25 protein-coding genes are annotated in these 22,109 nt (G+C 44.9%); 21 read left to right on the forward strand and 4 right to left on the reverse strand.

Going from position 1 to position 22,109, the window contains the following annotated elements; genetic code table 11:
• Positions 1-311 precede the first annotated feature (311 nt).
• The 7 genes from C7R91_RS21545 (at position 312) to C7R91_RS21580 (ending at position 7,274) form a co-directional block, all read left to right on the forward strand.
• Positions 312-737, forward strand: coding sequence for an MgtC/SapB family protein (locus C7R91_RS21545; RefSeq protein WP_236697871.1), 426 nt, complete (start codon positions 312-314; stop codon positions 735-737).
• 623 nt (positions 738-1,360) lie between these two features.
• Positions 1,361-2,215 (forward strand): nucleoid occlusion protein, encoded by an 855-nt coding sequence (gene noc / locus C7R91_RS21555; protein WP_047070289.1) that lies wholly within the window; start codon positions 1,361-1,363, stop codon positions 2,213-2,215.
• Between the two features lie 478 nt (positions 2,216-2,693).
• Positions 2,694-3,452 (forward strand): ParA family protein, encoded by a 759-nt coding sequence (locus C7R91_RS21560; RefSeq protein ID WP_015894094.1) that lies wholly within the window; start codon positions 2,694-2,696, stop codon positions 3,450-3,452.
• A complete protein-coding gene (locus C7R91_RS21565; protein ID WP_047070288.1) occupies positions 3,449-4,294 on the forward strand; it encodes a ParB/RepB/Spo0J family partition protein in 846 nt (281 codons plus the stop codon). The genes C7R91_RS21560 and C7R91_RS21565 overlap by 4 nt, the downstream gene beginning before the upstream one ends.
• A 15-nt stretch (positions 4,295-4,309) precedes the next feature.
• A complete protein-coding gene (locus C7R91_RS21570) occupies positions 4,310-5,464 on the forward strand; it encodes an aminotransferase class V-fold PLP-dependent enzyme (RefSeq protein WP_047070287.1) in 1,155 nt (384 codons plus the stop codon).
• Positions 5,465-5,494: 30 nt separating this feature from the next.
• The gene (locus C7R91_RS21575) at positions 5,495-6,208 is read left to right on the forward strand and encodes a DUF554 domain-containing protein (RefSeq protein ID WP_047070286.1); all 714 of its coding nucleotides are present in this window, start codon (positions 5,495-5,497) and stop codon (positions 6,206-6,208) included.
• Positions 6,209-6,374: 166 nt separating this feature from the next.
• Positions 6,375-7,274, forward strand: a complete 900-nt coding sequence (locus C7R91_RS21580) for a diacylglycerol/lipid kinase family protein (RefSeq protein WP_047070285.1) — start codon at positions 6,375-6,377, stop codon at positions 7,272-7,274.
• Positions 7,275-7,364: 90 nt separating this feature from the next.
• Here C7R91_RS21580 and yyaC read toward each other — a convergent pair whose 3' ends face one another.
• Positions 7,365-7,970, reverse strand: coding sequence for a spore protease YyaC (gene yyaC, locus C7R91_RS21585; RefSeq protein WP_047070284.1), 606 nt, complete (start codon positions 7,968-7,970; stop codon positions 7,365-7,367).
• A gap of 214 nt (positions 7,971-8,184) precedes the next feature.
• Here yyaC and C7R91_RS21590 point away from each other — a divergent pair, with 214 nt between their 5' ends.
• The 4 genes from C7R91_RS21590 to C7R91_RS21605 all read left to right on the forward strand — a co-directional run bounded on the left by C7R91_RS21590 (position 8,185) and on the right by C7R91_RS21605 (position 10,457).
• Positions 8,185-8,466 (forward strand): putative Se/S carrier protein, encoded by a 282-nt coding sequence (locus C7R91_RS21590; RefSeq protein ID WP_047070283.1) that lies wholly within the window; start codon positions 8,185-8,187, stop codon positions 8,464-8,466.
• The gene (locus C7R91_RS21595) at positions 8,463-9,338 is read left to right on the forward strand and encodes a mechanosensitive ion channel family protein (RefSeq protein WP_047070282.1); all 876 of its coding nucleotides are present in this window, start codon (positions 8,463-8,465) and stop codon (positions 9,336-9,338) included. The genes C7R91_RS21590 and C7R91_RS21595 overlap by 4 nt, the downstream gene beginning before the upstream one ends.
• A gap of 15 nt (positions 9,339-9,353) precedes the next feature.
• Positions 9,354-9,563, forward strand: coding sequence for a DUF951 domain-containing protein (locus C7R91_RS21600; RefSeq protein WP_007720174.1), 210 nt, complete (start codon positions 9,354-9,356; stop codon positions 9,561-9,563).
• Between the two features lie 114 nt (positions 9,564-9,677).
• On the forward strand, positions 9,678-10,457 hold the full coding sequence (locus C7R91_RS21605; RefSeq protein WP_047070281.1) for an Ig-like domain-containing domain: 780 nt from the start codon (positions 9,678-9,680) through the stop codon (positions 10,455-10,457).
• A gap of 214 nt (positions 10,458-10,671) precedes the next feature.
• On the opposite strand, the gene C7R91_RS21610 is transcribed toward C7R91_RS21605, so the two are convergent.
• Complete coding sequence (locus C7R91_RS21610) at positions 10,672-10,758, reverse strand: YjcZ family sporulation protein (RefSeq protein WP_017246824.1); 87 nt, start codon at positions 10,756-10,758, stop codon at positions 10,672-10,674.
• 357 nt (positions 10,759-11,115) lie between these two features.
• Between C7R91_RS21610 and pepF the strand changes: the two genes are divergently transcribed.
• Positions 11,116-13,026 carry an oligoendopeptidase F gene (gene pepF / locus C7R91_RS21615; protein ID WP_047070280.1) on the forward strand — a complete coding sequence of 637 codons (1,911 nt, stop codon included), beginning with the start codon at positions 11,116-11,118 and terminating at the stop codon, positions 13,024-13,026.
• A gap of 62 nt (positions 13,027-13,088) precedes the next feature.
• Here pepF and C7R91_RS21620 read toward each other — a convergent pair whose 3' ends face one another.
• Positions 13,089-13,712, reverse strand: coding sequence for an NAD(P)-dependent oxidoreductase (locus C7R91_RS21620; RefSeq protein WP_047070279.1), 624 nt, complete (start codon positions 13,710-13,712; stop codon positions 13,089-13,091).
• Between the two features lie 597 nt (positions 13,713-14,309).
• On the opposite strand from C7R91_RS21620, the gene C7R91_RS29985 reads away from it, so the two are divergent.
• The 3 genes from C7R91_RS29985 (at position 14,310) to C7R91_RS21630 (ending at position 15,263) form a co-directional block, all read left to right on the forward strand.
• Complete coding sequence (locus C7R91_RS29985; protein WP_106786219.1) at positions 14,310-14,549, forward strand: sigma factor-like helix-turn-helix DNA-binding protein; 240 nt, start codon at positions 14,310-14,312, stop codon at positions 14,547-14,549.
• The gene (locus C7R91_RS29450) at positions 14,492-14,707 is read left to right on the forward strand and encodes a hypothetical protein (protein ID WP_047070278.1); all 216 of its coding nucleotides are present in this window, start codon (positions 14,492-14,494) and stop codon (positions 14,705-14,707) included. The genes C7R91_RS29985 and C7R91_RS29450 overlap by 58 nt, the downstream gene beginning before the upstream one ends.
• 130 nt (positions 14,708-14,837) lie before the next feature.
• A complete protein-coding gene (locus C7R91_RS21630) occupies positions 14,838-15,263 on the forward strand; it encodes a cell wall hydrolase (RefSeq protein WP_047070277.1) in 426 nt (141 codons plus the stop codon).
• Between the two features lie 147 nt (positions 15,264-15,410).
• On the opposite strand, the gene C7R91_RS21635 is transcribed toward C7R91_RS21630, so the two are convergent.
• Positions 15,411-16,277, reverse strand: a complete 867-nt coding sequence (locus tag C7R91_RS21635) for a stalk domain-containing protein (RefSeq protein WP_047070276.1) — start codon at positions 16,275-16,277, stop codon at positions 15,411-15,413.
• Between the two features lie 556 nt (positions 16,278-16,833).
• On the opposite strand from C7R91_RS21635, the gene ychF reads away from it, so the two are divergent.
• The 6 genes from ychF (at position 16,834) to C7R91_RS21665 (ending at position 22,097) form a co-directional block, all read left to right on the forward strand.
• Positions 16,834-17,934, forward strand: coding sequence for a redox-regulated ATPase YchF (gene ychF, locus C7R91_RS21640; protein WP_047070275.1), 1,101 nt, complete (start codon positions 16,834-16,836; stop codon positions 17,932-17,934).
• Positions 17,935-18,077: 143 nt separating this feature from the next.
• Complete coding sequence (gene rpsF, locus C7R91_RS21645) at positions 18,078-18,365, forward strand: 30S ribosomal protein S6 (protein ID WP_047070274.1); 288 nt, start codon at positions 18,078-18,080, stop codon at positions 18,363-18,365.
• A gap of 29 nt (positions 18,366-18,394) precedes the next feature.
• Positions 18,395-18,874 carry a single-stranded DNA-binding protein gene (locus C7R91_RS21650; RefSeq protein WP_047070273.1) on the forward strand — a complete coding sequence of 160 codons (480 nt, stop codon included), beginning with the start codon at positions 18,395-18,397 and terminating at the stop codon, positions 18,872-18,874.
• 40 nt (positions 18,875-18,914) lie between these two features.
• Positions 18,915-19,145 (forward strand): 30S ribosomal protein S18, encoded by a 231-nt coding sequence (rpsR, locus tag C7R91_RS21655; protein WP_005831740.1) that lies wholly within the window; start codon positions 18,915-18,917, stop codon positions 19,143-19,145.
• 101 nt (positions 19,146-19,246) lie between these two features.
• Positions 19,247-20,155, forward strand: coding sequence for a DUF2232 domain-containing protein (locus tag C7R91_RS21660; RefSeq protein ID WP_047070272.1), 909 nt, complete (start codon positions 19,247-19,249; stop codon positions 20,153-20,155).
• A 4-nt stretch (positions 20,156-20,159) separates the two neighbouring features.
• Complete coding sequence (locus C7R91_RS21665; RefSeq protein ID WP_047070271.1) at positions 20,160-22,097, forward strand: DHH family phosphoesterase; 1,938 nt, start codon at positions 20,160-20,162, stop codon at positions 22,095-22,097.
• Positions 22,098-22,109 lie beyond the last annotated feature (12 nt).

Raw genomic sequence — 22,109 nt, forward strand, 5'->3', positions numbered from 1 at the left:
TGAATTTAGGCGTCAGTTTGCGGCCTGACGGCCGGGGTCTTTCTAAATGTCTACGAAATGGGGTCTTGACCACCACGTGCTGCGGCCTTTTTTTATATGGAAAGTTAAAGTGAAGTAGTCTCTCGGGTTTGCTTCTCGGATCATAGAGTCTACAACTCGGTATATACATAGTACTAGCTCCTTGGTACTTTCCTCCTTTTTTCTGCCAGAACTCCCGACTATATTGCTTCTGCTCTTTCTTGCCTTTCTAGCAGGTGCCATAAAGGGATGGGAGTGAGATAGATTTATAAAGGATGTGAGCAGGTTAGGAGGTGGTGGTTTTCGTACATATAGTCTCGCTTGCTTTGGTTCTTTTCTTTTTCGACTGTGGTTTTTCTTCGATCGGCGTAAATCATGATCCGGGGAGGATAGCTGCTCAAGTCGTGACGGGCATGGAATTTTTGAGAGCCGGAGCTATGATTAAATTCAATGGTAACGTGAAAGGCTTGACGACGGCAGCAGGTATGTGGGTTGCTACAGCCATTGGTCTAATGTTCAGTGCAGGGATGTATGTCGCTGCGATCGTTGCCGCGGTTTTTTCGTACCTGACGTTAGACTTTCATAGACTTTTTCCTCGCTTGTTTTCTGTCACCAAGATTTCACATCCTACTGATGAGAGCATTGAAAGTGATGAGAGGCTAAAGCACTGTGATGATCACGATTTTTATCACGAAGATCACGATCGATGTTTCACGTGAAACGTTTTTCGTTAGCAGGAATTGGACGAATCTTGCAGAATTACATATATATAAATGAACCTGTAGAAAGCGTGTAGGGAAAAAGATTAGGTCAAAGGCAATTTTACAAACCGACCGGATGGGCAAGAAGAGTCCGTTAAGCAGTATGTACTATAGGGCTTCTGAAGCTTTTTTAAAAGTAGATGCATGCTGTCTCTAACGATGTAAGAGGAGGACCTATGTAAAAAGAGTAGGACTGGACTCACTTACGACGCCAATATGCCATTTTTCCTTAGCAGCAACAATCAAAGAACATATCCAATCTGTCATATCCGGACAATGGATGGGCGGGGGATACAAAATGTTTTTAGGAAGATTCTGTCGTTGATTGGACAGGACCTTTTTCAGTTTCAAGGACGTATTCAAAAAGTTGTTTTTCCGTACCAAGAATGCGGCGAGAAGCTGAAGAAAGAGGAGCGGAATGTAGGAGAGCTACATGAGGACCGGGATTTCAAAGGTGAACGCTACTTTCGTTGTAACGCAATATTTCAGGGTTACTTCGTGATCAAAAATGACTTTTTGAACACCTCTTCAAAGACTTTAAAATAGCACGGATGGAACGGGTAGAAGTGGGGGATTTTTCTATGGCAGTTAAAGATTCATTTTCTCGGATTTTTGGCTTGACGGACAAGACAGATAACGAAGAAATCAAACAAATACCAGTTGAGGAGATTGTACCGAATCCATATCAACCTCGTACTGTATTTGATGACGAGAAAATTGATGAGTTGTGTCAAACGATACGAACTCACGGGCTCATTCAACCGATTGTCGTGCGAGTTCGCGATGGTCGTTATGAATTGATTGCTGGGGAACGACGTTTGCGCGCAACTAGAAAATTGGGCATGGAGAGGATTCCTGCGATTGTCAAAGAGTTTAATGACTCGCAAACAGCCTCTATCGCATTGATTGAGAATTTGCAACGAGAAGGTTTGACAGCTATTGAAGAGGCAGTCGCATATCAAAAGCTGATTGATTTGCACAATCTGACACAAGAGAGTCTTGCTCAACGTTTGGGTAAAGGACAATCGACAATCGCAAACAAACTGCGCTTGCTCCATTTACCGCAAGAAATTCAAGATGCATTGTTGTCCAGACAAGTAACAGAGCGGCATGCAAGGGCTCTGATTCCGTTAAAAGATCCAGAATTACAAAATAAAGTCCTGCTGGAGATTTTGGAGCGGGAATGGAATGTGAAACAGACAGAAGTGCGCGTAAAGCAGCTTCTAGAATTGGCTGAGAACCCTAAATCGGAAAAAGATGCGAAGCCTCGTTGGAAAGCATTTTCAAGAGATACGCGGATTGCGATTAATACCGTTCGGCAATCAATCGATATGGTGATCCAGACGGGCCTACCTGTAGAGACAGCGGAAGAAGACCATGATGAATTCTATCAATTCACCATTCGTATTCCGAAAAACAAGGAAGCAGGGAAATAAAAGTAGATGGTGACAAAAAAGGCGACAAGGTCGCCTTTCTTTTTGGGCAAATGCTGGTGATTTATTGGAAATGAGGCTTTCTGTACTGTTTAATTTCCAGAAATAGGCATTTTTCATGAAAAAGCTAGGAAAATCTCTATTTTCGGGACAAAAATCAGGCTTTTTTGTCTCATTATCTAAAAAAAACAGCGTACGACCAAGCTGCAAATCTGATAACATGGAGAGTACCAACCTGTGCATACTTGCAGCTTTACTCGTTAATCAATGAGGATAACCTTGCAGAGACTTTTTTCGTCTTATCATGTACAGGCCATGTAAAAGTTACTGGATGGCAACGAACGAAGGAATACGAGCAAATCGTAAATAGACTCGAATGACTAACTAGATGAGGATACAGAAGATGACTTTGAAAGACGTACTGGAGAGTGTACTGGTCAAGCCACAAGCTTTCCTACACGACAAAAAAGAGGTGGAGAAGTTGGGAAAAATCATTGCGGTTGCGAACCAGAAAGGCGGCGTCGGGAAAACGACTACGTCCGTCAATCTAAGTGCTTGTTTGGCCGCATTGGGGAAAAAGGTTCTGCTGGTTGATATTGATCCGCAAGGAAATGCAACCAGTGGGATCGGGGTGAATAAGGCAGATGTTAAGTACTGCATTTATGATGTCCTGATCAATGATATCAACCCCGTCGATGCGACTTTGCCAACTGAAATTGAAGGATTAATGATCATTCCTGCCACCATTCAATTGGCAGGTGCGGAAATCGAGCTGGTTCCTACGATTTCTCGTGAGGTTCGTCTGAAAAAGGCGCTGGAAGTAGTCAAGGACAAGTATGATTACGTCATCATCGATTGCCCGCCATCCTTAGGGATTTTGACCGTTAATTCTTTGACAGCATCTGATTCTGTCTTAATTCCAATCCAGTGTGAATACTATGCGCTAGAGGGATTAAGCCAACTGTTGAACACCATTCGTTTGGTCCAAAAACACTTAAATTCACAGCTTGCCATCGAAGGTGTCGTGTTGACGATGCTGGATGCACGTACGAATCTTGGTCTGCAAGTGATCGAAGAAGTGAAGAAGTATTTTCAGGACAAAGTATACAAGACAATTATTCCTCGAAATGTACGCTTGAGTGAAGCACCGTCACACGGACAAGCCATCATTACGTACGATCCACGCTCACGAGGAGCGGAAGTCTATACTGATTTGGCGAAGGAAGTGGTAGGGGTATGAGTAGAGGATTGGGAAAAGGGCTGAATGCGCTTATTACTTCCAATCTCATCGAAGAAGGGGAACAGGTAAAAGAGGTTTCCGTCAATGAGATTCGTCCTAACCCTTATCAGCCCCGGAAAGAATTCGAGCAATCAGCTATTGAGGAACTGGCGCAATCGATCAAAGAGCATGGAATCATCCAACCGCTAATTGTTCGGAAAAGCATCAAAGGCTACGAGCTGGTGGCTGGAGAAAGACGATTGCGTGCTGCAAAGGTAGCGGGGTTAAAAGAGGTTCCGGTAGTAGTAAAAGCGTACACCGATCAGCAATTAATGGAGATTGCCCTGATTGAGAACTTGCAGCGGGAAAATCTGAATCCACTGGAAGAGGCAGAGGCGTATGACAAGCTGATTTCTCACCATGATTATACGCAAGAACAGCTTGCACAAAAGATAGGGAAGAGTCGACCGCATGTAGCCAACATGCTGCGTTTGCTGCAACTGCCAGAGAAGATCCGAAAAATGGTCTCGGCAGCCGAACTATCCATGGGTCATTCGCGTGCTTTGCTTGGGGTAACGGATAAGAAAGTACAACAACAGCTTGCAAACGACGTGGTGGAAAAAGGATTGAGTGTTCGTCAGCTGGAAGAGCTTGTGAAGCAGCTCAATGTTTCACGTGAAACAAAAAAGAAAAAGCCAGCGAAAAACGAGCCAGTATTGATCGAGATGGAGGAACGGCTACGCAGTCGTTTTGGAACATCGGTCAAGATTAAAAAAGGATCGAAGCGCGGCAAGATCGAGATTGACTTCTATTCACAGGAAGACTTGGAGCGAATCATCGATATGCTGAATATAGAGAAGTAAGTCCAGGAGGTAGTCATGGCGATCATCTATTTGGATAACGCAGCTTCTACATGGCCCAAGCCGCCAGCAGTCAAAGAAATGATGGCGGAGGTCATCGAGGATTTTGCTGCAAATCCTGGCCGAGGTGGACATGCACTGGCGATGAAAGCGAGTAAAGCTGTGTTTCGGACACGGGTGCAAGTTTCGCGGTTGTTTGGGATTCAAAACCCGAATAACCTCTTTTTTTACCTCAATGCCACTCAAGCGCTTAATCAGGCGATAAAAGGATTCTTACAAGCAGGCGATCATGTTATTTCATCTTCAGTGGAGCATAATTCGGTAAGACGTCCCATCGAGTACATGCGCAAAAACAACCAAGTAGAAGCAACTTTTGTCGAGCCGAGAGAAGACCATCAATTCTATGTAGAGGATTTTGCCAAGGCAATTACGCCCGCGACGCGGTTAATCGTTGTGAGTCATGCTTCCAATTTGACAGGTGTCATCCTGCCTGTAGCCGAACTGGGGAAACTGGCAAAAGAGTACGGAATTACGTTTTTGGTGGATGCTTCTCAGTCTGCTGGTGTTTTGCCTATCGATGTAGAGGCAATGAAGATTGATATGCTTGCTTTTCCTGGGCACAAAGGGCTGTATGGGCCACAAGGTACAGGTGGTTTGTACGTGAGAAGTGATATTGATCTCGAGCCCTTGATTCATGGGGGGACAGGCAGTCAGTCTGAAGCGATCGATCAACCGACAACTCGTCCAGACCGATACGAAAGCGGGACACTCAATACGGTTGGGTTGGCAGGGCTGCAAGCAGGCGTTGATTTTGTCATGGAAAAAGGTGTGGACAACATCCGTCAACACGAATGGGAATTGGCGAAACAAGCAATCCTTGGATTGCAGCAGATAGAGGGTGTGCATGTCTACGGACCGGGGATTGAGATCGAACGTGTAGGCGTGGTTGCTTTTAATATTGGAGAGGTGGATGCAGCAGAGGTGTCGTTTATTCTGGATCAACAATATGGGATTGCGACTAGATCGGGTTTTCATTGTACGCCACTTGGTCACCAGACTGCCGGTACCGAACAACGTGGAGCGGTTCGAGCCAGCTTTGGAATTTTCAACTCAGAGAAAGATGTAGAAGCACTTCATAACGCTGTTCGGGAAATAGCAGCAGCGTTTGTGTAAGGGTAAGGCATCTGTAGGGGGACAGCGCAAGTGATCTTGCTGGGAACACTGGTCAACGCCGGAGCAATCATCTTAGGGGCATTGTTAGGCAGAATGTTGAAGCGAATTCCGGAGTCGATGCGACAAACCATCATGCAAGGAATTGCTCTGGCCGTATTCGTATTGGGCATTAAAATGTGCCTGGGTTCGGATAATTTTTTACTCGTGATTATCAGTATTGTGGTAGGAACAGTACTAGGTGAATGGATTGGGATTGAAAAAGGCTTAAACAATCTGGGGCACTGGCTAGAGAGGAAAGTTGGGGGGAGCCAAGGCAGTATCGCCACTGGTTTTATCACAGGGACGCTGGTGTACTGTATTGGAGCCATGGCTGTACTAGGTTCATTGGACAGTGGTTTGCGTAACAACCACGAAGTACTGTTTATGAAAGCAATGCTAGACGGATTCTCCGCGATCATTTTCGCATCAACGCTAGGAATCGGTGTCATCTTTTCAGCAGTGCCCGTGTTTTTATATCAAGGCATGATTGCGTTATTATCTACGAGTATTTACAGTGTGGTGAGCGAAACGATGCTGGATGCGATCCTGGTAGAAGTAACAGCGGTAGGTGGCTTGATGATTATTGCCATTGGCTTAAACGTTTTGGAGATCAAACAGATAAGGGTAGCCAACATGATGCCAGCATTAGTGATCGCAGCAGTAGGAGTTCCCTTTATCGATTGGATTTCAAAGCTGTTTTCATAGGTAGACAGAGGCTCTTCCTTCGGGAGGAGTCTTTTATTTTGAAAATCAACTATCATCGATAAAAATAGCATGCGATAATATGAGACAAAAACTTGATTTGCGAGCAAGGCTGGATAAGTGGGACGGGACAGTACAGCACGACAGCATGTTGGGGAGAGAATTTACTATGTTGGGTGTAATCGTCAATCCTGTTTCGGGCAATGGCACAGGGTTGAAAGTGTGGAGGAAAATTGAGCCGACGCTACGACGTCTAGGAGCGCCTTTTCATGTCAGGCTGACATCAGGAGAGGGGGAGGCCGAAAAATTATCAAAAGAGCTGATACAAAAAGAGGGAGTAAAAAAAATCATTGCTGTCGGAGGGGATGGAACGGTCCGAGGCGTGATAAACGGGATATACGAATCGAATCAAGAGTGTCGATTTGGATTGGTACCGGCTGGTTCCGGGAATGATTTCGCTCGCGGACATGGAATTCCGATGAAACCGTTACAGGCATTAGAGCGAATTTTGTCGGAAAAAGGGGAAAAGCGAATCGATCTGATTTTAATGAATGGAAAAGTAGCAGTGAATTCAATCGGGGCCGGATTCGATGCACAGGTAGCAAAGATAACGGATCAAGCTGTGTACAAAGCTTGGCTGAATCGGTACAAGCTAGGAGCACTCGCCTACATTATATCGGTGATTCGCGTCGTATGTACGTATCAGCCACGTGACATCGTAATAAACGTTGATGGTCATGAGGTTGGTTTAGAGGCTGTCTGGCTAGTCGTCGCTGCCAATATTCCGAATTACGGAGGCGGAATGCTGATTTGTCCCGATGCAATACCAGACGATGGCATTGCGGACATTTGCATAGTAAGTGGTGTGCGTCGACTCGGATTGTTAGCTGCTTTTCCGAAAATATTCACAGGAGCTCATCGTCATCATCCGGGTGTCCGTTTTTATAGGGGCAAGCAGGTAACGATACAAGCAGCAGGACAGCTGCCTGTTCATGCGGATGGAGAAAGCGTAGCGCCAACGCTGCTCAATGCTCAAGTGATCGAAAAGTGCCTGACGATTTATGTGTAAAAAAAATAGACCTGTCATCCGGTGAGGGAGAGAACAGATCAAAAAGAAAGTTTTCCAAAGAGGGATGGAACCTTTTGCAGAAAGAAACGGTCAATCATATAAGACACTATCGAATCGACTCGGCGTAGAAGCCAGTGTTACGGCTTTTGCCAGTCCGGAAGCTATGATATCTGCCATGTTCATGACGATGGAGAGACGGGTATTTTGAAGGACAAAATACTCCATGAAGCCTCCTACGTTGACAATCCCGGTAATGTGGAAGGAACCAACAGGAGGCAGCTCTTTTTTTACACCAGCCCCTGGTTTTAGTGGACCGTTCATCACATTGATGTTTCCAACGTGGCTAAATTGACCTAAACAGGCATCGACTGCAATGAGTGTAGCTGTTGGATGATTCACTTGGATGAGCTCTAATTTTTCTTTAAGATTCATAGCGTGTACAGGGTCCTCAAGCGTTCCGTACACTTGCAAAAAACGAGGTGACTGTGCGATGAGCTTGGTTCCTACTAATGGGCCTAGAGCATCCCCAGTAGAACGGTCTGTCCCAATACATACAATGACAAGGTCGTCATCGAACCGATTTAAGCGAAAGCGCTGGGCAAGGTGACCGGCGAGATGCTCGTCTGCGTTTTCACTGCGGTATTCCACTTTAAAAGGTGGCAAAGAATAATCCTTGCGATTATCGGATGTACTCATGGAAACCCCCACTCTTGCCGACTTGGCTTAAACCAACCTGTAAAAGGTTATATAAAAGTATTCACAGTATCGTACCGATATGACATTTTTATACCTGCTAATGGGAAAGTTACGTAGGTTTTGAAAACTCAGCGAGGCTGGCAAGCACGAAAGCGAACAGGTAAAATAAGAGGAGCCTATGGCAGTTTACGTGAAAGAGATAAGGGGGAGTGAAATGGGAGGAGAGACGGTGCTGATCGCGTTTGATTCCACGCAGCAAGCTTTGCGGGCAGAAATGCTGCTGGAGTACGAAGATATTGAGATCGATACAAGACCTACGCCAAAAGAAATAACGGCAGGCTGTGCCCTTTCCATTGAGTTCCCACTGTCGGATTACTCACGAGCGAAAGCGATCATGATGGAACAACAAGTGGTAATACGAGGATACTTCCGTCAGTTTTTTGGCCAGTATAGCGAGGTCGACGAAAAAGGGGAGCAGAAGGAGCGGGAGGAATGAATCAAGCTGGTTTTTTTGAAAGAATGTATGCCCAAGTATATGCGTATGTGACAGATGCAGATATGTGGGTAAATATAGGGATGGCTGTACTGAAAATCGCAGCGATCATCCTGTTATCGCGAATCGTCGTTTCCGTTGTGCAATCAGGCGTAAATAAAGTGTTCCAGCACCGCCACGGTAGCAAGATTCAAATGGATCAGCGCCGAGTGGACACGATGCGAGTGCTCGTCAATAATATCGTTCAGTACAGCATTTACTTTTTGGCGATTCTCATGATCTTGCAGCTGCTGGGCATTGATTTGCGCCCTGTTTTGGTAAGCGCAGGGGTACTGGGACTGGCAGTCGGTTTCGGAGCGCAAAGTCTCGTGCGTGATATCATTACGGGATTCTTCATTATTTTTGAGGACCAATTTGCCGTCGGAGACGTCGTAACGATCAACAATTTGACAGGCACGGTACAGGAGATTGGTCTGCGCATTACAAAGGTGCGAAGCTGGACGGGGGAGGTACACATCTTTCCAAACGGCACGATTAATCAAGTGACCAACTTTTCTTTGCAAAATACATTAGCCGTTGTCGACGTATCTGTAGCGTATGAAGAGGATCTAAACCAAGTGGAGTCTGTGCTCAAAGAAGTATTGGCATCGGCTCAAACAGAATTGACGGATATCGTAGCTGAGCCACAGATTTTGGGGGTACATGCACTGGGACCTTCCGAAGTCATCATCCGAGTTACGGCTGAGTGCAAGCCGAACACACATCACGGAGTCAATCGAAATTTGCGTGCGAAGATCAGAACGGAATTAACCAACCGAGGCATTCAAATTCCGTATCCAAAAATCGTCGCGGTGTCTGGAAAGGGAACAGTGTAGAGAGGAGAAAGAGAAATGGAGCGCAAGCAATTTGGACTGGGGGATGTCGTACAAATGAAAAAGCCACATCCATGTGGCACGAATGCGTGGAAGGTCATACGCATGGGTATGGATGTGCGAATCAAATGTACGGGTTGCGATCATAGTGTGATGATTGGACGACTAGAATTTGAACGTAAGCTGAAAAAGATACTGATTCGCGCGGAGGAAGAACCGCAAGCATAGACCATATTTCTTTGATCAACCCATCTGTCTTTTTCTACAATGCCTGTAAACGATGAGGCGATGCGCTTATATGCTTCAGGGAGCGGCTTTGTCGTTTTAGACGGGAGGGGTTCGATGAAAAAGATGAGTGTTCAATGGTTGCAATGGGTAGTAGTGCTTGCGCTTTTCCTACTTCCATCACAGGGAGTGTGGGCAAAGTCGGCAAACGACTGGGGAGTGAGAATATCCCCGGCTGACAAATCGGCGGAAATAGACCCGGATCAAATCATTACTCTGACGTTTTCGGGGCCGGTTTCGTTAAAAAATGGGCAAGAGCTCACCGACAAGTCTGGTCTCTCGATCATTTCGCTCACGGATGCGAAAAAAAAGAAGGTCCGTTTTACGGCGAAATGGAACAAAACAGATCGAAGCATGACGATTGATCCGGTAGGCAATCTGGAAGCAGGGGCATCCTATCGAGTTAGCTTGTTGGCAAATAAAGTGAAGGATCAGCGAGGCAATTTGAATCCTGAGCTGACCAGCACGTTTCAAACGAAAAAACCTGTGGATAATATCGCTCCACAAGCAGTCATGTTGCCCGGTCACGGGGCTAAAAATGTAAAGCTCCAGGATAAAGTGACACTCCAGTTTGCAGAAGAGATTGCTCTGGTTGGTGGTGGAGTGCTCTCCAGCAAAACGGCCGGGTCATTAGTTCGTGTGACAGATGAAAAAGGGACTATTGTTCCACATACAATTACATGGAACAAAAGCAAGCGGATGTTGTCTGTGAAGCCAAAAGGAAAATGGCAGCCACATTCGAGATATCAGGTAAGTCTCATTGCGGGTCTGGTAAAGGACACAGCAGGTAATGTAAATCAAGCGCAGTGGATAACTTTTCAGACTGGGTCGAAATAGGATGTGGGTAAAAAAAAGGATGCGCCTATATTGGCTGCATCCTTTTTTTCCTTTTGCACGATCAAATGTATCTCCCGGTGTTGGTACTGAGGTTATGACTGATCATTATCCCTAGGACGCATTGCCTTGGCTATGATCTATGTGGAATTGGAGAAGGTAAGGCTGCTGAGGATGCAAGCTTACCTTCAGATAGGCTGGATGGCAGCGGAGTAGGTTAGTCGCAGTCGCAACCTACGATAACGAGAAGGATGAACAAAACCAAGATCAGCGCGAAATCGTCGAAGCCGTTAAAGATACCCACTTGCTAACACCTCCTACCGTAGTTTCAATACTCATGCTATGTAGGAACCCACGACGAGGTATAGGCGGATGCCCCAGTTCCAAGGAAAATAAGTTATTCACAGCATATCCACAGAAAATGTGGACAACTTTTTGCGGAAAAAGAGAGTGTCCGCAAACGCTGTGGGGAATGAAAAGTTGTTAGCAAATACTTATCCACAGACTTATCCACAAAAGGGGATTTTCTCTGGATAAATCGACGGTTATTATTGAATATTTTAAAAATTTTTATTAGTAAGAAGGAATTTGGCAGGTGAAAATATAATTACACACTTATAATTTTGGCAAAAATAGATAGAAGAAAAGGGGCGATTGAGATTTGAAGAAGCAAGTATTTGCATCAGTTACGGCTTTGGCCATTGCATTGTCGACAGTATCCGTACCATTCATTCCTTACAGCACGCAGGCAGTAGCTTTTGCTGCTGAGAAGCCTTCTTATCAAACTCGCGCTGAGATTCCAGATGCGTACAAGTGGAAGCTGGATCATATTTATCCGACCGTTAAGGATTGGGAAAAGGATGTTGCTAAGGTTGAATCTTTGGCAAACGCTTTCACAAAGCACCAAGGTAAGCTGGGTACATCTTCTGCTGCGATGCAGGCTGCATTCGATGACTATGTTGAATTGATGCGCTTAAATGACAAAGCATACGTGTACGCAAACATGTCTCTCGATGTAAATTCCGCGAATCCTGATCTACAAAAGCTGGGAGACCGCGCTGAGAAAATGTACACGCTTGTCACGGAAAAAACCTCATGGGTACAGCCTGAAATCGTTGCGATTCCCGACGACAAGATAAAGAGCTTGCTGTCCAAAAAGGAGCTTGAGCCTTACAAGCTGTTTATCGAAGACATGCTGAGAACGAAACCATACGCACTCTCTGCGGATATGGAGCAGCTCTTGGCAAAATCGTCTCCGTTGGGCGGTGCGCCTACTAATATTTACAGCATGCTGTCCAAAGACGTGAGGTTCCCTAAAATCAAAGATGAGAAAGGCAAAGAAGTACAGTTAACTCGTGCCAATTTCATTTCCTATATGGAAAGCAAAGATCAAAATGTGCGCAGAGAAGCGTTCAAGGCGTATTATGGGGCTCTGATCGATTTCCAAGACTCGTTTGCATCGACGTTGGCTGCCAAAGTAAAGGGCGATAATTTCTACGCAGCGGTACGCAATTACGATTCTGCGCTGGAAGCAAGCCTGACGCCGAACAACGTACCGACGAAGGTGTATGATGAGCTCATTGACACGGTGAATGACAATCTGCCATTGCTGCATCGCTACATTGCTTTGAAAAAGAAAATGCTTGGCGTGAAGGAATTGCACATGTACGACATTTACGTGCCGATCGTTCCATCGGATGACAAATATATTTCCTTCGACGAAGGGAAGAAAATTGTCGTTGATGGATTACAGGTAATGGGTGATGACTATGTGAAGGCAATGTCTGAAGGCCTCGATGGCGGCTGGGTAGATGTCTATTCCACCGATGACAAGCGCACGGGTGCTTACCAATGGGGTGCTTATGATACACATCCATACGTCCTGTTGAACCACCAAGGTACACTCGATGATGTGTATACGATCGCCCATGAGATGGGACATGCCATGCAGTCCTATTACACGAACAAAAACCAGCCGTACATTTCGTCCAACTATCCAATCTTCACGGCAGAAGTGGCTTCTACCATGAATGAAACTCTGCTGTTCAAGAGCATGTACGCGAAGGCGAAGACAAAAGAAGAGAAGATGTATCTCTTGAATCACTATCTGGAAAACTTCCGTTCCACTCTGTTCCGTCAGACGCAGTTCGCGGAGTTTGAGAGAGCGATTCACGAGAAGGAGCAGGCTGGGGAATCTCTGAATGCGGAAGCGATCAAGAAGATTTACCTCGACATCAACAAAAAGTACTACGGAAAAGACATGGTTTCCGATGAGGAAATCGGTATGGAATGGGCACGTGTGAGCCATTTCTACAACTATAAATACTACGTCTATCAATACTCGACGAGCTTTGCCGCTGCACAAGCATTAGCGAAGCAAATCATGGATGAAGGTCAGCCGGCTGTGGATCGAGTTCGCAAAAACTTCCTCGAAGCGGGTAACTCTGCTCCGCCTATCGAGGTGCTGAAAGCAGCAGGTGTGGACATGTCCACGTCCCAGCCAATCGAGCAAGCGATGGAAATCTTTGAAGAGACATTGAATGAGCTGGAAAAGCTGGTAAACGAGAAGTAAAGAAGCAATAGAAAAACAGGCTCCCTTCCATTACGGATAGGAGCCTGTTTTTTTTGTATGTATCAATAGGCAATACCGACTCGCGCCTGTATGTATTCGGAACTGGAAAGCTGCTGATACGTAAACTCTGCCGTATCGGGAACGGAAATTTGCATCCCATCTACAGGCAACTGGTGAGCCTCGACCCGGTAAGTGCCTGTATACTCGCCATCAGGCAAATAGGTCGGACATACAATGGTCCAATCGAGTTCGGACTGTTCCAAGAGCGAGTATGCCTTGTGATGTTCCTCGGCAGCACGCGTCAATTTTTGTCTGGACTCACTGGATTGATAGCGGAGCAGGTCAGGAGAAACTCTGCTTTGCAAGATGCCAGCGGTGCCCACCGTAATAATGCGTGACACGCCTTCACGTTTCATTGCTTCAATAATATAGGGAGTTCCTTCAGATAACGTCGTCGCTTTATCTGTCCCGAGAGCGCTAATGACCGCGTCAACTCCACGCATGGCTGATGCAACATCTTTTTGATCGAGGACGTTTCCGGTCAGGACACGCACATTTTCATCAGTCAGATGAAGGAGCTTGTCTGCCGAGCGAACGAGAACGGTTATTTCATGCCCATCTTTTAATGCGTAGTCGAGGATACGGCTTCCTACGCGACCAGTGGCACCGAGAAGTAAGAGCTTCATTTTTGGAGTCACCTCATTTATGAAAATGTGGAGATGTTTCAAGGAACAAGTTTTTTTCAGTCTAGCATTTCTTTTTTTGTCCCACCACCTTAGGGTTTTTTATTTTATGAAACAATTATATGAAGTATAAGAGAGCGTGTAACATTACATAATCTTACAGTAATTTACACTTAAGGCGTTTTTGAAGATGTAATTGAAATATTTGGTAGAATAGAATAAACCGCTTGGGCAGCAGGAATTTAACGACGTACGAAGGCAGGTTGAAAAAACACAGAAGGAGGACAAAAATTCGAACGACGAACTGTAAAATTATTGTCAGTGCTTATGCATGGTAAGCCCTGATAAAAAAGTACAAGAGGCTCGCTGACTATTCAGTGTACAGAAGGGATCATTTTCAGATTAGATACGTGCCAGTGTAAAACTGGTACGTTTATTTTTTTGCTCTAAGAACAGAACGTATGATCTCCTTTTGATAACTTCCAAACTAGGAAAGTAGGTGAGAATTTGACGAGAGAGGAATGCAGAAAAATACTGCGACGGATTGCTTGGAACCTGAACTATCGAGAGAGAAAACGGCTGAGTAATGAGTGCCTGATCATGGACGACTTTGGCAAGCAACAAGGAACGATTGATAAGGACAATAGTCTTTATGTTGAGGAACTGTTACAGCAACTTTCTAGTGAAAAGGAAAGATACGTAATTCGAAAGGTTGTACTGGAAGGCTTCACAGCAAAAGAGGTCGGAGAAAGTTTACAAATGGGGGAAAGAGGCGTAAATCAATGCAAAAATCGGAGTCTAAAGAAACTACACAATTATGTAATTACGCATTCAGTTTAACGGTCGAGCAAGCAAAAGAGGGTGATAATGAGGCATTACTAAGAGTTTTGGAAGAGATGCAATCGGAAATTGACTCTCTAGCTGGTTTTCTTAAGCTCCCGAAAGAGGAGGGGATTCAAGAGATTACAGCGGAGTTTATTGAGAAAATCAGGGGATGAAAAATTTTCGCATTTTTTTCGTATAAGCTGTTCCGTTTTACCACTGTTTTTTTCCTAGATAGGTGAAGGCGACATTGACCGGTCAAAAACTGTTGCTTATCAAGTAAACTCAAAAAGGAGAATCATAATTATGGCAACGTATGGAGAACCAATAGCGAATAAAGGGAAGGATAAGTGGGATCTTTCGGAATTTAAAGGTAGAGATAGCGTGGATTTGCTTGCAAGAATGATTTATAGTGAGGCCGAAGGGGAAGAGTACGTAGGCAAACAAGGAGTTGCACATGTAGCTAAAAATAGAAAAGCTGATGGCCGATTTGGTGAAACTTATGAAGAGGTATTGTTGGCTGAAAGTCAATTTGAAGGTATGACAACGAAAAGGGCTCGGGAACCAGATTTAGGTTCTCAAGCGTGGAAGGAATCACTTTCTATCGCTTCGAATATGGCTAAACAGCATAATCCAATTGGTAATCGGCTATACTTCTTGCCTAATAAGCCTAAATCATCGAAAGCAAAAGATATCCTTCAACTTGGGAACCATTGGTTTTTCAATTATTAATTGAAGAAAATTATAAGGGAGTGTCGCCATACTACTTTGTAGTAGTCTGGTGACACTCCCTTTTTCATATACGAGTTGGTTAGATTTTATAACTGTTTCGATATTGTCAATTCTTCGTAAATATTAAAAGGGATTGCGAAATATTACTTAGTTCGTCACGCTTGTTTTCTTAAATGAAATATTTTTCATTTTAAATTTGCCATCTTTAAAATCATATTCAATGATTATGTTTCCTATATATTTCAAATAATCACCTTCCACACCAACAATGGCCTTTATTGTATGATTTGAGATTTCGTAATAAACAAGATTTCCATAACTAATTTCAGAAATGCTCTCAGGAAAAAGTTTGGACAATTTAATAGGGGTTTCCTCTAACTTTATATTTGAAATAGTTTCACCTATTTTTATTTCCACTTCAGTATCAGATATTATTTTTGTTGTGACATTGTTTTTGATGATATCTAATGGATTTTCTATATGATACTCAGTAAGGTTTTCAGGATTTACAATATGAATTGTTTTGTTAGAAAAACCAGTCCCATGGCCTTTACTTAAAATAATAACCAATTCTTTTTTTTGATCATTATTTAAATCTAAATAGTGCAATTCGGGTAAATCTTCAATCTTTGTAATGGTTTCCCAATTAAAAACCTTTTTAACCCCATTAATGCTTACTATTAAATCCTTATACATGTTGTTATTTTTATTTAAAGCATATAAGTAAATTTCTTCTTCAGGAATAGAAGCAATCATTTTGATGTCAGAGTTAATATCAACTGCCTTTTTGTTGTTATCCCAACTTACTTTAGAGCCTAAAGATTCCGCAATTAACTTAACTGGTACATAGACACGCCCATTAATGAATTGGGGATCCCAACCAGTCTTTTGTTCACCATTAAGATGAATAGATATTTTTTGTTGTACGGCATAACTATCATTAATCCAAAAACTAAAGAAAACTATTGGCAAAAGCGATAAAGTAATAAAAAACCTGATCTTTTTAGATAACATTTTACTCCTCCTCATTTCTCTGCTCGATTCCACATTGAACATGGTACGAAGAATTAGTCCAATCTAGTTGCCCTCCGCTCTCTGTTAAAGGTGCATTTAACTTTATTATACCTCGTATCAACACCGGGAATCCACTTGCTGTCAAAAAAGGTATTAACTACCTATATCTGTCGGCTCATGATAATGAAAAAAGGAAATGCTCAAACAAATGGACTTGTATGCTTAACCTATATGGATTAACCAATTACGAGGAATCTTGCTAAGTACATAGAGCTTCAAACTAAAGCGAAGTAAGCTTAACTAGGCATTTGGTCATTAGAGAATTACGATCTGTTAGAGTCCTACAAGGCTCCAGCAAAGGAGCAGGTGATTCGGGATATCGAGATATGTTGGATCGGGGTAAAGACGGAAGAGCGTGTGATAACTTATTTGATCCGACCCTGACGTTTACTATATTAATTCGTATTCATTGTTTCAAGTTAATGGCTGATTGGACGCAATGACAGAATGTGATAGACTATTTGAGTTGGATATTAAATGAACGAGGTGTATATAGATGGGTGCATCATGCGGGATTGTAGGTCTTCCTAACGTAGGAAAATCGACATTGTTTAATGCCATTACACAGGCGGGCGCGGAATCGGCTAACTACCCGTTCTGTACGATTGACCCGAACGTAGGGATCGTAGAGGTACCAGATCCGCGTCTGGAAAAGCTGACACAGATCGTTGTCCCAAACAAGGTAGTTCCAACTGCGTTTGAATTCGTAGACATTGCAGGCTTGGTAAAAGGTGCGAGCAGAGGCGAAGGACTTGGCAACCAGTTCCTTGGACACATCCGTGAAGTGGACGCGATTGCCCATGTAGTCCGTTGCTTTGAAGATGAGAACATCACTCACGTAGCAGGTCGCGTCGATCCTTTGAGCGATATCGAGACAATCAACCTGGAGCTGATTTTTGCTGACCTGGACTCTGTTGATCGTCGTATTGACCGCATTGCACGCAAAGTGAAATCCGGCGACAAGGAATCCAAACAAGAGCTGGACGTGCTGGAGAAATTGAAAGCAGCATTCGAAGAGGGTCAATCTGCTCGCAGTGTAGAACTCGATGACGAAGAGCGCAAATGGATTCGTGATTTGCATCTGCTGACAATCAAGCCAATGCTGTACGTGTGCAACGTAGCGGAAGACGGCATTAACGATGCAGACAACAACCCGCATGTGCAGACAGTTCGTCAGCATGCAGCGAGTGAAGGTGCAGAAGTGGTTGTCATCAGTGCGAAGGTAGAAGCAGAAATCGCTGAGCTCGAGGGCGAAGACAAAGAAATGTTCTTGGAAGAGCTGGGACTTTCTGAGTCTGGTCTCGACCGCTTGATTCGTGCTGCTTACAAACTGCTGGGATTGGTAACATACTTCACAGCTGGTGTACAAGAAGTACGCGCTTGGACCATCCGTCAGGGTACAAAGGCTCCAGGAGCGGCAGGCGTAATCCATACCGATTTCGAGCGCGGCTTCATTCGTGCGGAAGTGATTGCGTACGATGATCTGGTAGATGCTGGTTCTGTGGCAGCAGCGAGAGATCGCGGAAAGTACCGTCTTGAAGGGAAAGAGTACGTAGTGGCAGATGGAGATGTTATGCATTTCCGCTTCAACGTTTAGAACGAAATTCTTGATTCGGTATAGGCGTTTTGCTATAATACGATAATGCGAGTATTTATGGAGTGCATGTATTGTGCGTTTCGTTTTTAGCACTCGCTCCTTGCCCGTTTAGGGCCGCAAAGTCCATAAGGAGGTGAAAAGGTATGCGTCAATACGAAGTGATGTATGTATTGCGTCCAGACCTTGAAGAAGAGAAAGTAAAATCCAATGTAGCTCGTTACAGCGAAGTTGTAACTAACTATGGTGGAGAAATCTCCAAGCTTCAAGAAATGGGTAAACGTCGTCTTGCGTACGAAATCAACAAGTTCCGTGAAGGTTACTACGTTTTGATGAACTTCAAAGCGAACTCCGATGCTGTTGCGGAAGCTGAGCGTCTGATGAAAATCAATGACGACGTAATCCGCTTTATGTTTGTTCGTGATGAGAAGTAATCATTGTCGCGTTCAGAGGGGGAACCAAGATGAATAAAGTCATTCTCATCGGCAACCTGACGAAAGATCCAGAACTTCGCTACACGCCAAATGGCGTTGCCGTTGCTACTTTTACTGTGGCCGTGAATCGTCCCCGCACCAATCAAGCGGGTGAGAGAGAAACGGATTTCATTAATATTGTCGCTTGGCAAAAACTTGCCGATCTGTGCGCAAGCTACTTGCGTAAAGGTAGACAAGCAGCTATTGAAGGACGTATGCAAACACGCTCCTACGATAATAAAGAAGGTAAAAGAGTATATGTGACGGAAGTCGTTGCGGAGAACGTTCAATTTTTGGGCGGTCGAGGCAATGAAGCTGGCGGAGACAATTCAGGATACGATCCAGGTCCTGGCATGGGTGGCGGTAACAAACCATCCGGTCAAAGAAACAATGACTACGATCCGTTTGGTGATCCCTTCGCGAGTGCAGGCAAGCCGATCAACATTTCAGATGATGACTTGCCGTTCTAAGATCGTATAACTTTCACATTCCTACGAAGGAGGGACTATCATGGCACGCAAAGGACGTCCTAATAAGCGTCGTAAAGTATGCTTCTTTAAAGTGAACAAAATCAAGCACATCGATTATAAAGATGTTGATTTGCTGAAAAAGTTCATCAGCGAACGCGGCAAAATCTTGCCACGTCGTGTAACTGGTACTTCTGCGAAGTATCAACGTGCACTGACTATCGCGATCAAACGCGCTCGTCAAGTAGCACTGTTGCCTTACACGGCTGAATAATTTTCAAAAGCTATAAAAAGGGGGGCACAATTGCGTGGCCCTCTTTTTTCCATAGTTTTCTATGGAGAGTGTACATGAGACATGAATAATGAGGTGCTGACATGCCGTCCAAAACGAAACACTTGGCTGAAAATGCCCTTATGCTGGGTATCGCACTGGTGCTGCTGTTTCTCAGTACATATACCATACTGGGAGGACTCGTCAGTTTCTTGATACCTCTGCCGTTTATCCTTTTGGCAGTAAATCGAACAGTACCTAACATGGTGTGGATCTCCCTTGCCTTCACGTTTATCGGCTGGATCATTACTGGTCCGTTTGCGGCTACACTTGCTTTTTCAAGTGCGGTTTGGGGTTCAGTAATGGGGATTTTTTATACGAAAAAAGGAGCGGCTCTTCCGGCGATCGTGGCAGGGGCAGGCGTTGCCTTTTTGAGTGTTGTTTCGATGCTGGCGATCATGGCATTCGGAATGAACGTTGATTTTAATGCCATCATGCAAGAAGTTGCTAAGATGCGTCCAGCAATGGTGCCAAAAGAGCAGTTTGATCAGCTCCTTCAACTGGGCAAAATTGTCTTACCTACGAGTCTTGTCATGTTCAGCTTTTTATCAACCGCCATTATTCATGGATTGGCGAGTCTGATTGGACGACGTCTGCGCAGACCGATTCCGGCATTGAAGCCAATTCGGGAATGGAGCTTCCCTCGATCATTGCTTTATTACTACTTTATTGCGATGATTAGTCTTTTGCTGTTTGCCGAAAGCATGCAGGGCACGTTCTGGGAAATCGCCCTGATGAACCTGAAAGTCATGCTGGATGCTGTTTTTACCTTGCAGGGCTTGAGTTTTTGTCTATTTGCTGCCTATTTGTACGGCTGGAAGAGATTGACTCCTGTGCTCATTGTCTGTCTATTTATTTTTCCACCCCTAAGTACTATACTTAGTCTAGTAGGGATATTTGACCTAGGAATTCGTTTGCGTGAAAAACTGGAAACAAGAGTGAAGAGGGGCTGAGGAAATGCCCAAGTTCCTGTTAAAGCGTTGGTACGGGATGCACATGGTCCTGGCACTCAGCTTTAGCTTGCTGTTGTTGGGGATTTTGACCTTGTTCCATTGGATGTACGGGGCAATCGGCATGATTTGCTTGATTGGCTTGGTTCTTTACGCTCTTCAAGCAGAAAAGGGGTTCCAACGAGACTTGCGCCTGTACTTGGCGACGGTTACCCATCGTGTGAAGAAGGCGGGAGAAGGCGTTATCCAGGAACTGCCGATCGGAATTCTTTTATACAACGAGGAAAAGGCAATTGAGTGGGTAAACCCGTATATGACGCATATGTCCGGGGATGAAACCATGATCGGGAAAAGCCTCCAAGAGGTATTCCCCCAACTGGTTTGGAAGCCGGAGCAAAAACGGCTTGAGTTTACTTATAACGAGCGGGTATACGAGGTCATTGTGCGGTCCGATGAGCGCCTTTTGTATTTTAAGGACATTACGGACTTCAAAGAATTGACGACTCGTTACCATCGAGAAAAGGCTGCACTTGCCATCATTCACCTCGACAACTTGGACGAGGTTGGACAAGTCATGGATGATCAGAGCCGTACGCTGCTGTCTACAAGCGTAGCTGGTGTGATTACAGAGTGGGCCAACAAACATGGCATATATCTTCGCCGAATCACGGCCGACAAGTTTTTGGCTCTGATGGAACGGGAAGCACTTGATAAATTGGAAGAATCGCGATTTGACATTCTCGATGTAGTACGCGAGATGACGGCTGACAACAAAATTCCGATTACGCTTAGTATTGGGGTTGGAGCGGCCGCTACCACTTACATTGAGCTTGGACAAATGGCGCAATCCAGCTTGGATATCGCATTAGGGCGCGGTGGCGACCAGTGCGCTGTCAAGATTGGCAACAAGCTCACTTTCTATGGTGGGAAATCAAATGCGGTGGAAAAGCGGACACGTGTCCGGGCTCGTGTTATTGCACATGCTTTGCGTGATCTCATTCATGAGGCGGAGCACGTCATCGTCATGGGGCATAAACAGCCTGACATGGATTCCATCGGGGCATCACTTGGTGTATTGAAGGCTGTGCAGCTGCACAACAAAACGGCTTATATCGTCATGGACGAAGGCAATCATTCTGTCGAGCGTCTGATGAAGGAGATTTATGCCAATGAAGAGTTGGCTGAGACCTTTATTACGCCAGAACAGGCGATCCGACTCATCTCTGGTCGCACATTGCTGGTAGTCGTCGATACGCATCGACCATCGCTGGTGATTGAGCCGAAGCTGTTGACTGAAACGAGCCGAATTGTGGTGATCGACCACCATCGACGTTCGGAGGAGTTCATTGAGCCAGTACTCTTGTATCTGGAACCATATGCTTCTTCGACGGCCGAGCTCGTCACGGAGCTCTTGCAATACCAGAGCGAGCGATTGAACATTGACAATCTGATTGCGACGGCACTGTTAGCAGGGATTGTCGTGGATACCAAAAGCTTTGCCTTCCGCACAGGTTCACGGACCTTTGAAGCGGCGTCTTTCCTTCGTCGTAACGGGGCCGATACCGCGGCTGTCCAGCGTCTGTTGAAAGAAGATCTGGGACAGTATGTGAAGCGGGCAAAAATCATCATGAACACGGAAACGTACCGCGACAACATGGCGATTGCCATAGGAGACCCGTCCGAGGATTACACGCAAGTACAGGTGGCACAAGCTGCTGAGCAGCTGCTTACTTTGTCAGGTATCCAGGCGTCGTTTGTTGTTGCAGAGCGATCCGATGATACGATCTTGATCAGCGGACGTTCACTGGGCGACATCAATGTTCAGTCCATCATGGAACTTCTGGGTGGAGGCGGTCACCTCACTGGTGCTGCCACACAAATTCAAGGCATATCAATTAAAGAAGCTACACGTCGCTTAAAAGAAGCGATTGACTCGGTCGTATAGGCCAAAATATAA

It is taken from the genome of Brevibacillus formosus, assembly GCF_003013405.1.
In the GTDB taxonomy this organism is placed as follows: domain Bacteria; phylum Bacillota; class Bacilli; order Brevibacillales; family Brevibacillaceae; genus Brevibacillus; species Brevibacillus formosus.

Bases quoted from the DNA above. Each gene is read 5' to 3' on its own strand.
- noc (WP_047070289.1), top strand. From the start codon at position 1,361: ATGGCAGTTAAAGATTCATTTTCTCGGATTTTTGGCTTGACGGACAAG.
- C7R91_RS21565 (WP_047070288.1), top strand. From the start codon at position 3,449: ATGAGTAGAGGATTGGGAAAAGGGCTGAATGCGCTTATTACTTCCAAT.
- C7R91_RS21570 (WP_047070287.1), top strand. From the start codon at position 4,310: ATGGCGATCATCTATTTGGATAACGCAGCTTCTACATGGCCCAAGCCG.
- C7R91_RS21580 (WP_047070285.1), top strand. From the start codon at position 6,375: ATGTTGGGTGTAATCGTCAATCCTGTTTCGGGCAATGGCACAGGGTTG.
- yyaC (WP_047070284.1), bottom strand. From the start codon at position 7,970: ATGAGTACATCCGATAATCGCAAGGATTATTCTTTGCCACCTTTTAAA.
- C7R91_RS21590 (WP_047070283.1), top strand. From the start codon at position 8,185: ATGGGAGGAGAGACGGTGCTGATCGCGTTTGATTCCACGCAGCAAGCT.
- C7R91_RS21595 (WP_047070282.1), top strand. From the start codon at position 8,463: ATGAATCAAGCTGGTTTTTTTGAAAGAATGTATGCCCAAGTATATGCG.
- C7R91_RS21600 (WP_007720174.1), top strand. From the start codon at position 9,354: ATGGAGCGCAAGCAATTTGGACTGGGGGATGTCGTACAAATGAAAAAG.
- C7R91_RS21605 (WP_047070281.1), top strand. From the start codon at position 9,678: ATGAAAAAGATGAGTGTTCAATGGTTGCAATGGGTAGTAGTGCTTGCG.
- C7R91_RS21620 (WP_047070279.1), bottom strand. From the start codon at position 13,712: ATGAAGCTCTTACTTCTCGGTGCCACTGGTCGCGTAGGAAGCCGTATC.
- C7R91_RS29985 (WP_106786219.1), top strand. From the start codon at position 14,310: ATGGACGACTTTGGCAAGCAACAAGGAACGATTGATAAGGACAATAGT.
- C7R91_RS29450 (WP_047070278.1), top strand. From the start codon at position 14,492: ATGCAAAAATCGGAGTCTAAAGAAACTACACAATTATGTAATTACGCA.
- C7R91_RS21630 (WP_047070277.1), top strand. From the start codon at position 14,838: ATGGCAACGTATGGAGAACCAATAGCGAATAAAGGGAAGGATAAGTGG.
- C7R91_RS21635 (WP_047070276.1), bottom strand. From the start codon at position 16,277: ATGTTATCTAAAAAGATCAGGTTTTTTATTACTTTATCGCTTTTGCCA.
- ychF (WP_047070275.1), top strand. From the start codon at position 16,834: ATGGGTGCATCATGCGGGATTGTAGGTCTTCCTAACGTAGGAAAATCG.
- rpsF (WP_047070274.1), top strand. From the start codon at position 18,078: ATGCGTCAATACGAAGTGATGTATGTATTGCGTCCAGACCTTGAAGAA.
- C7R91_RS21650 (WP_047070273.1), top strand. From the start codon at position 18,395: ATGAATAAAGTCATTCTCATCGGCAACCTGACGAAAGATCCAGAACTT.
- rpsR (WP_005831740.1), top strand. From the start codon at position 18,915: ATGGCACGCAAAGGACGTCCTAATAAGCGTCGTAAAGTATGCTTCTTT.
- C7R91_RS21660 (WP_047070272.1), top strand. From the start codon at position 19,247: ATGCCGTCCAAAACGAAACACTTGGCTGAAAATGCCCTTATGCTGGGT.
- C7R91_RS21665 (WP_047070271.1), top strand. From the start codon at position 20,160: ATGCCCAAGTTCCTGTTAAAGCGTTGGTACGGGATGCACATGGTCCTG.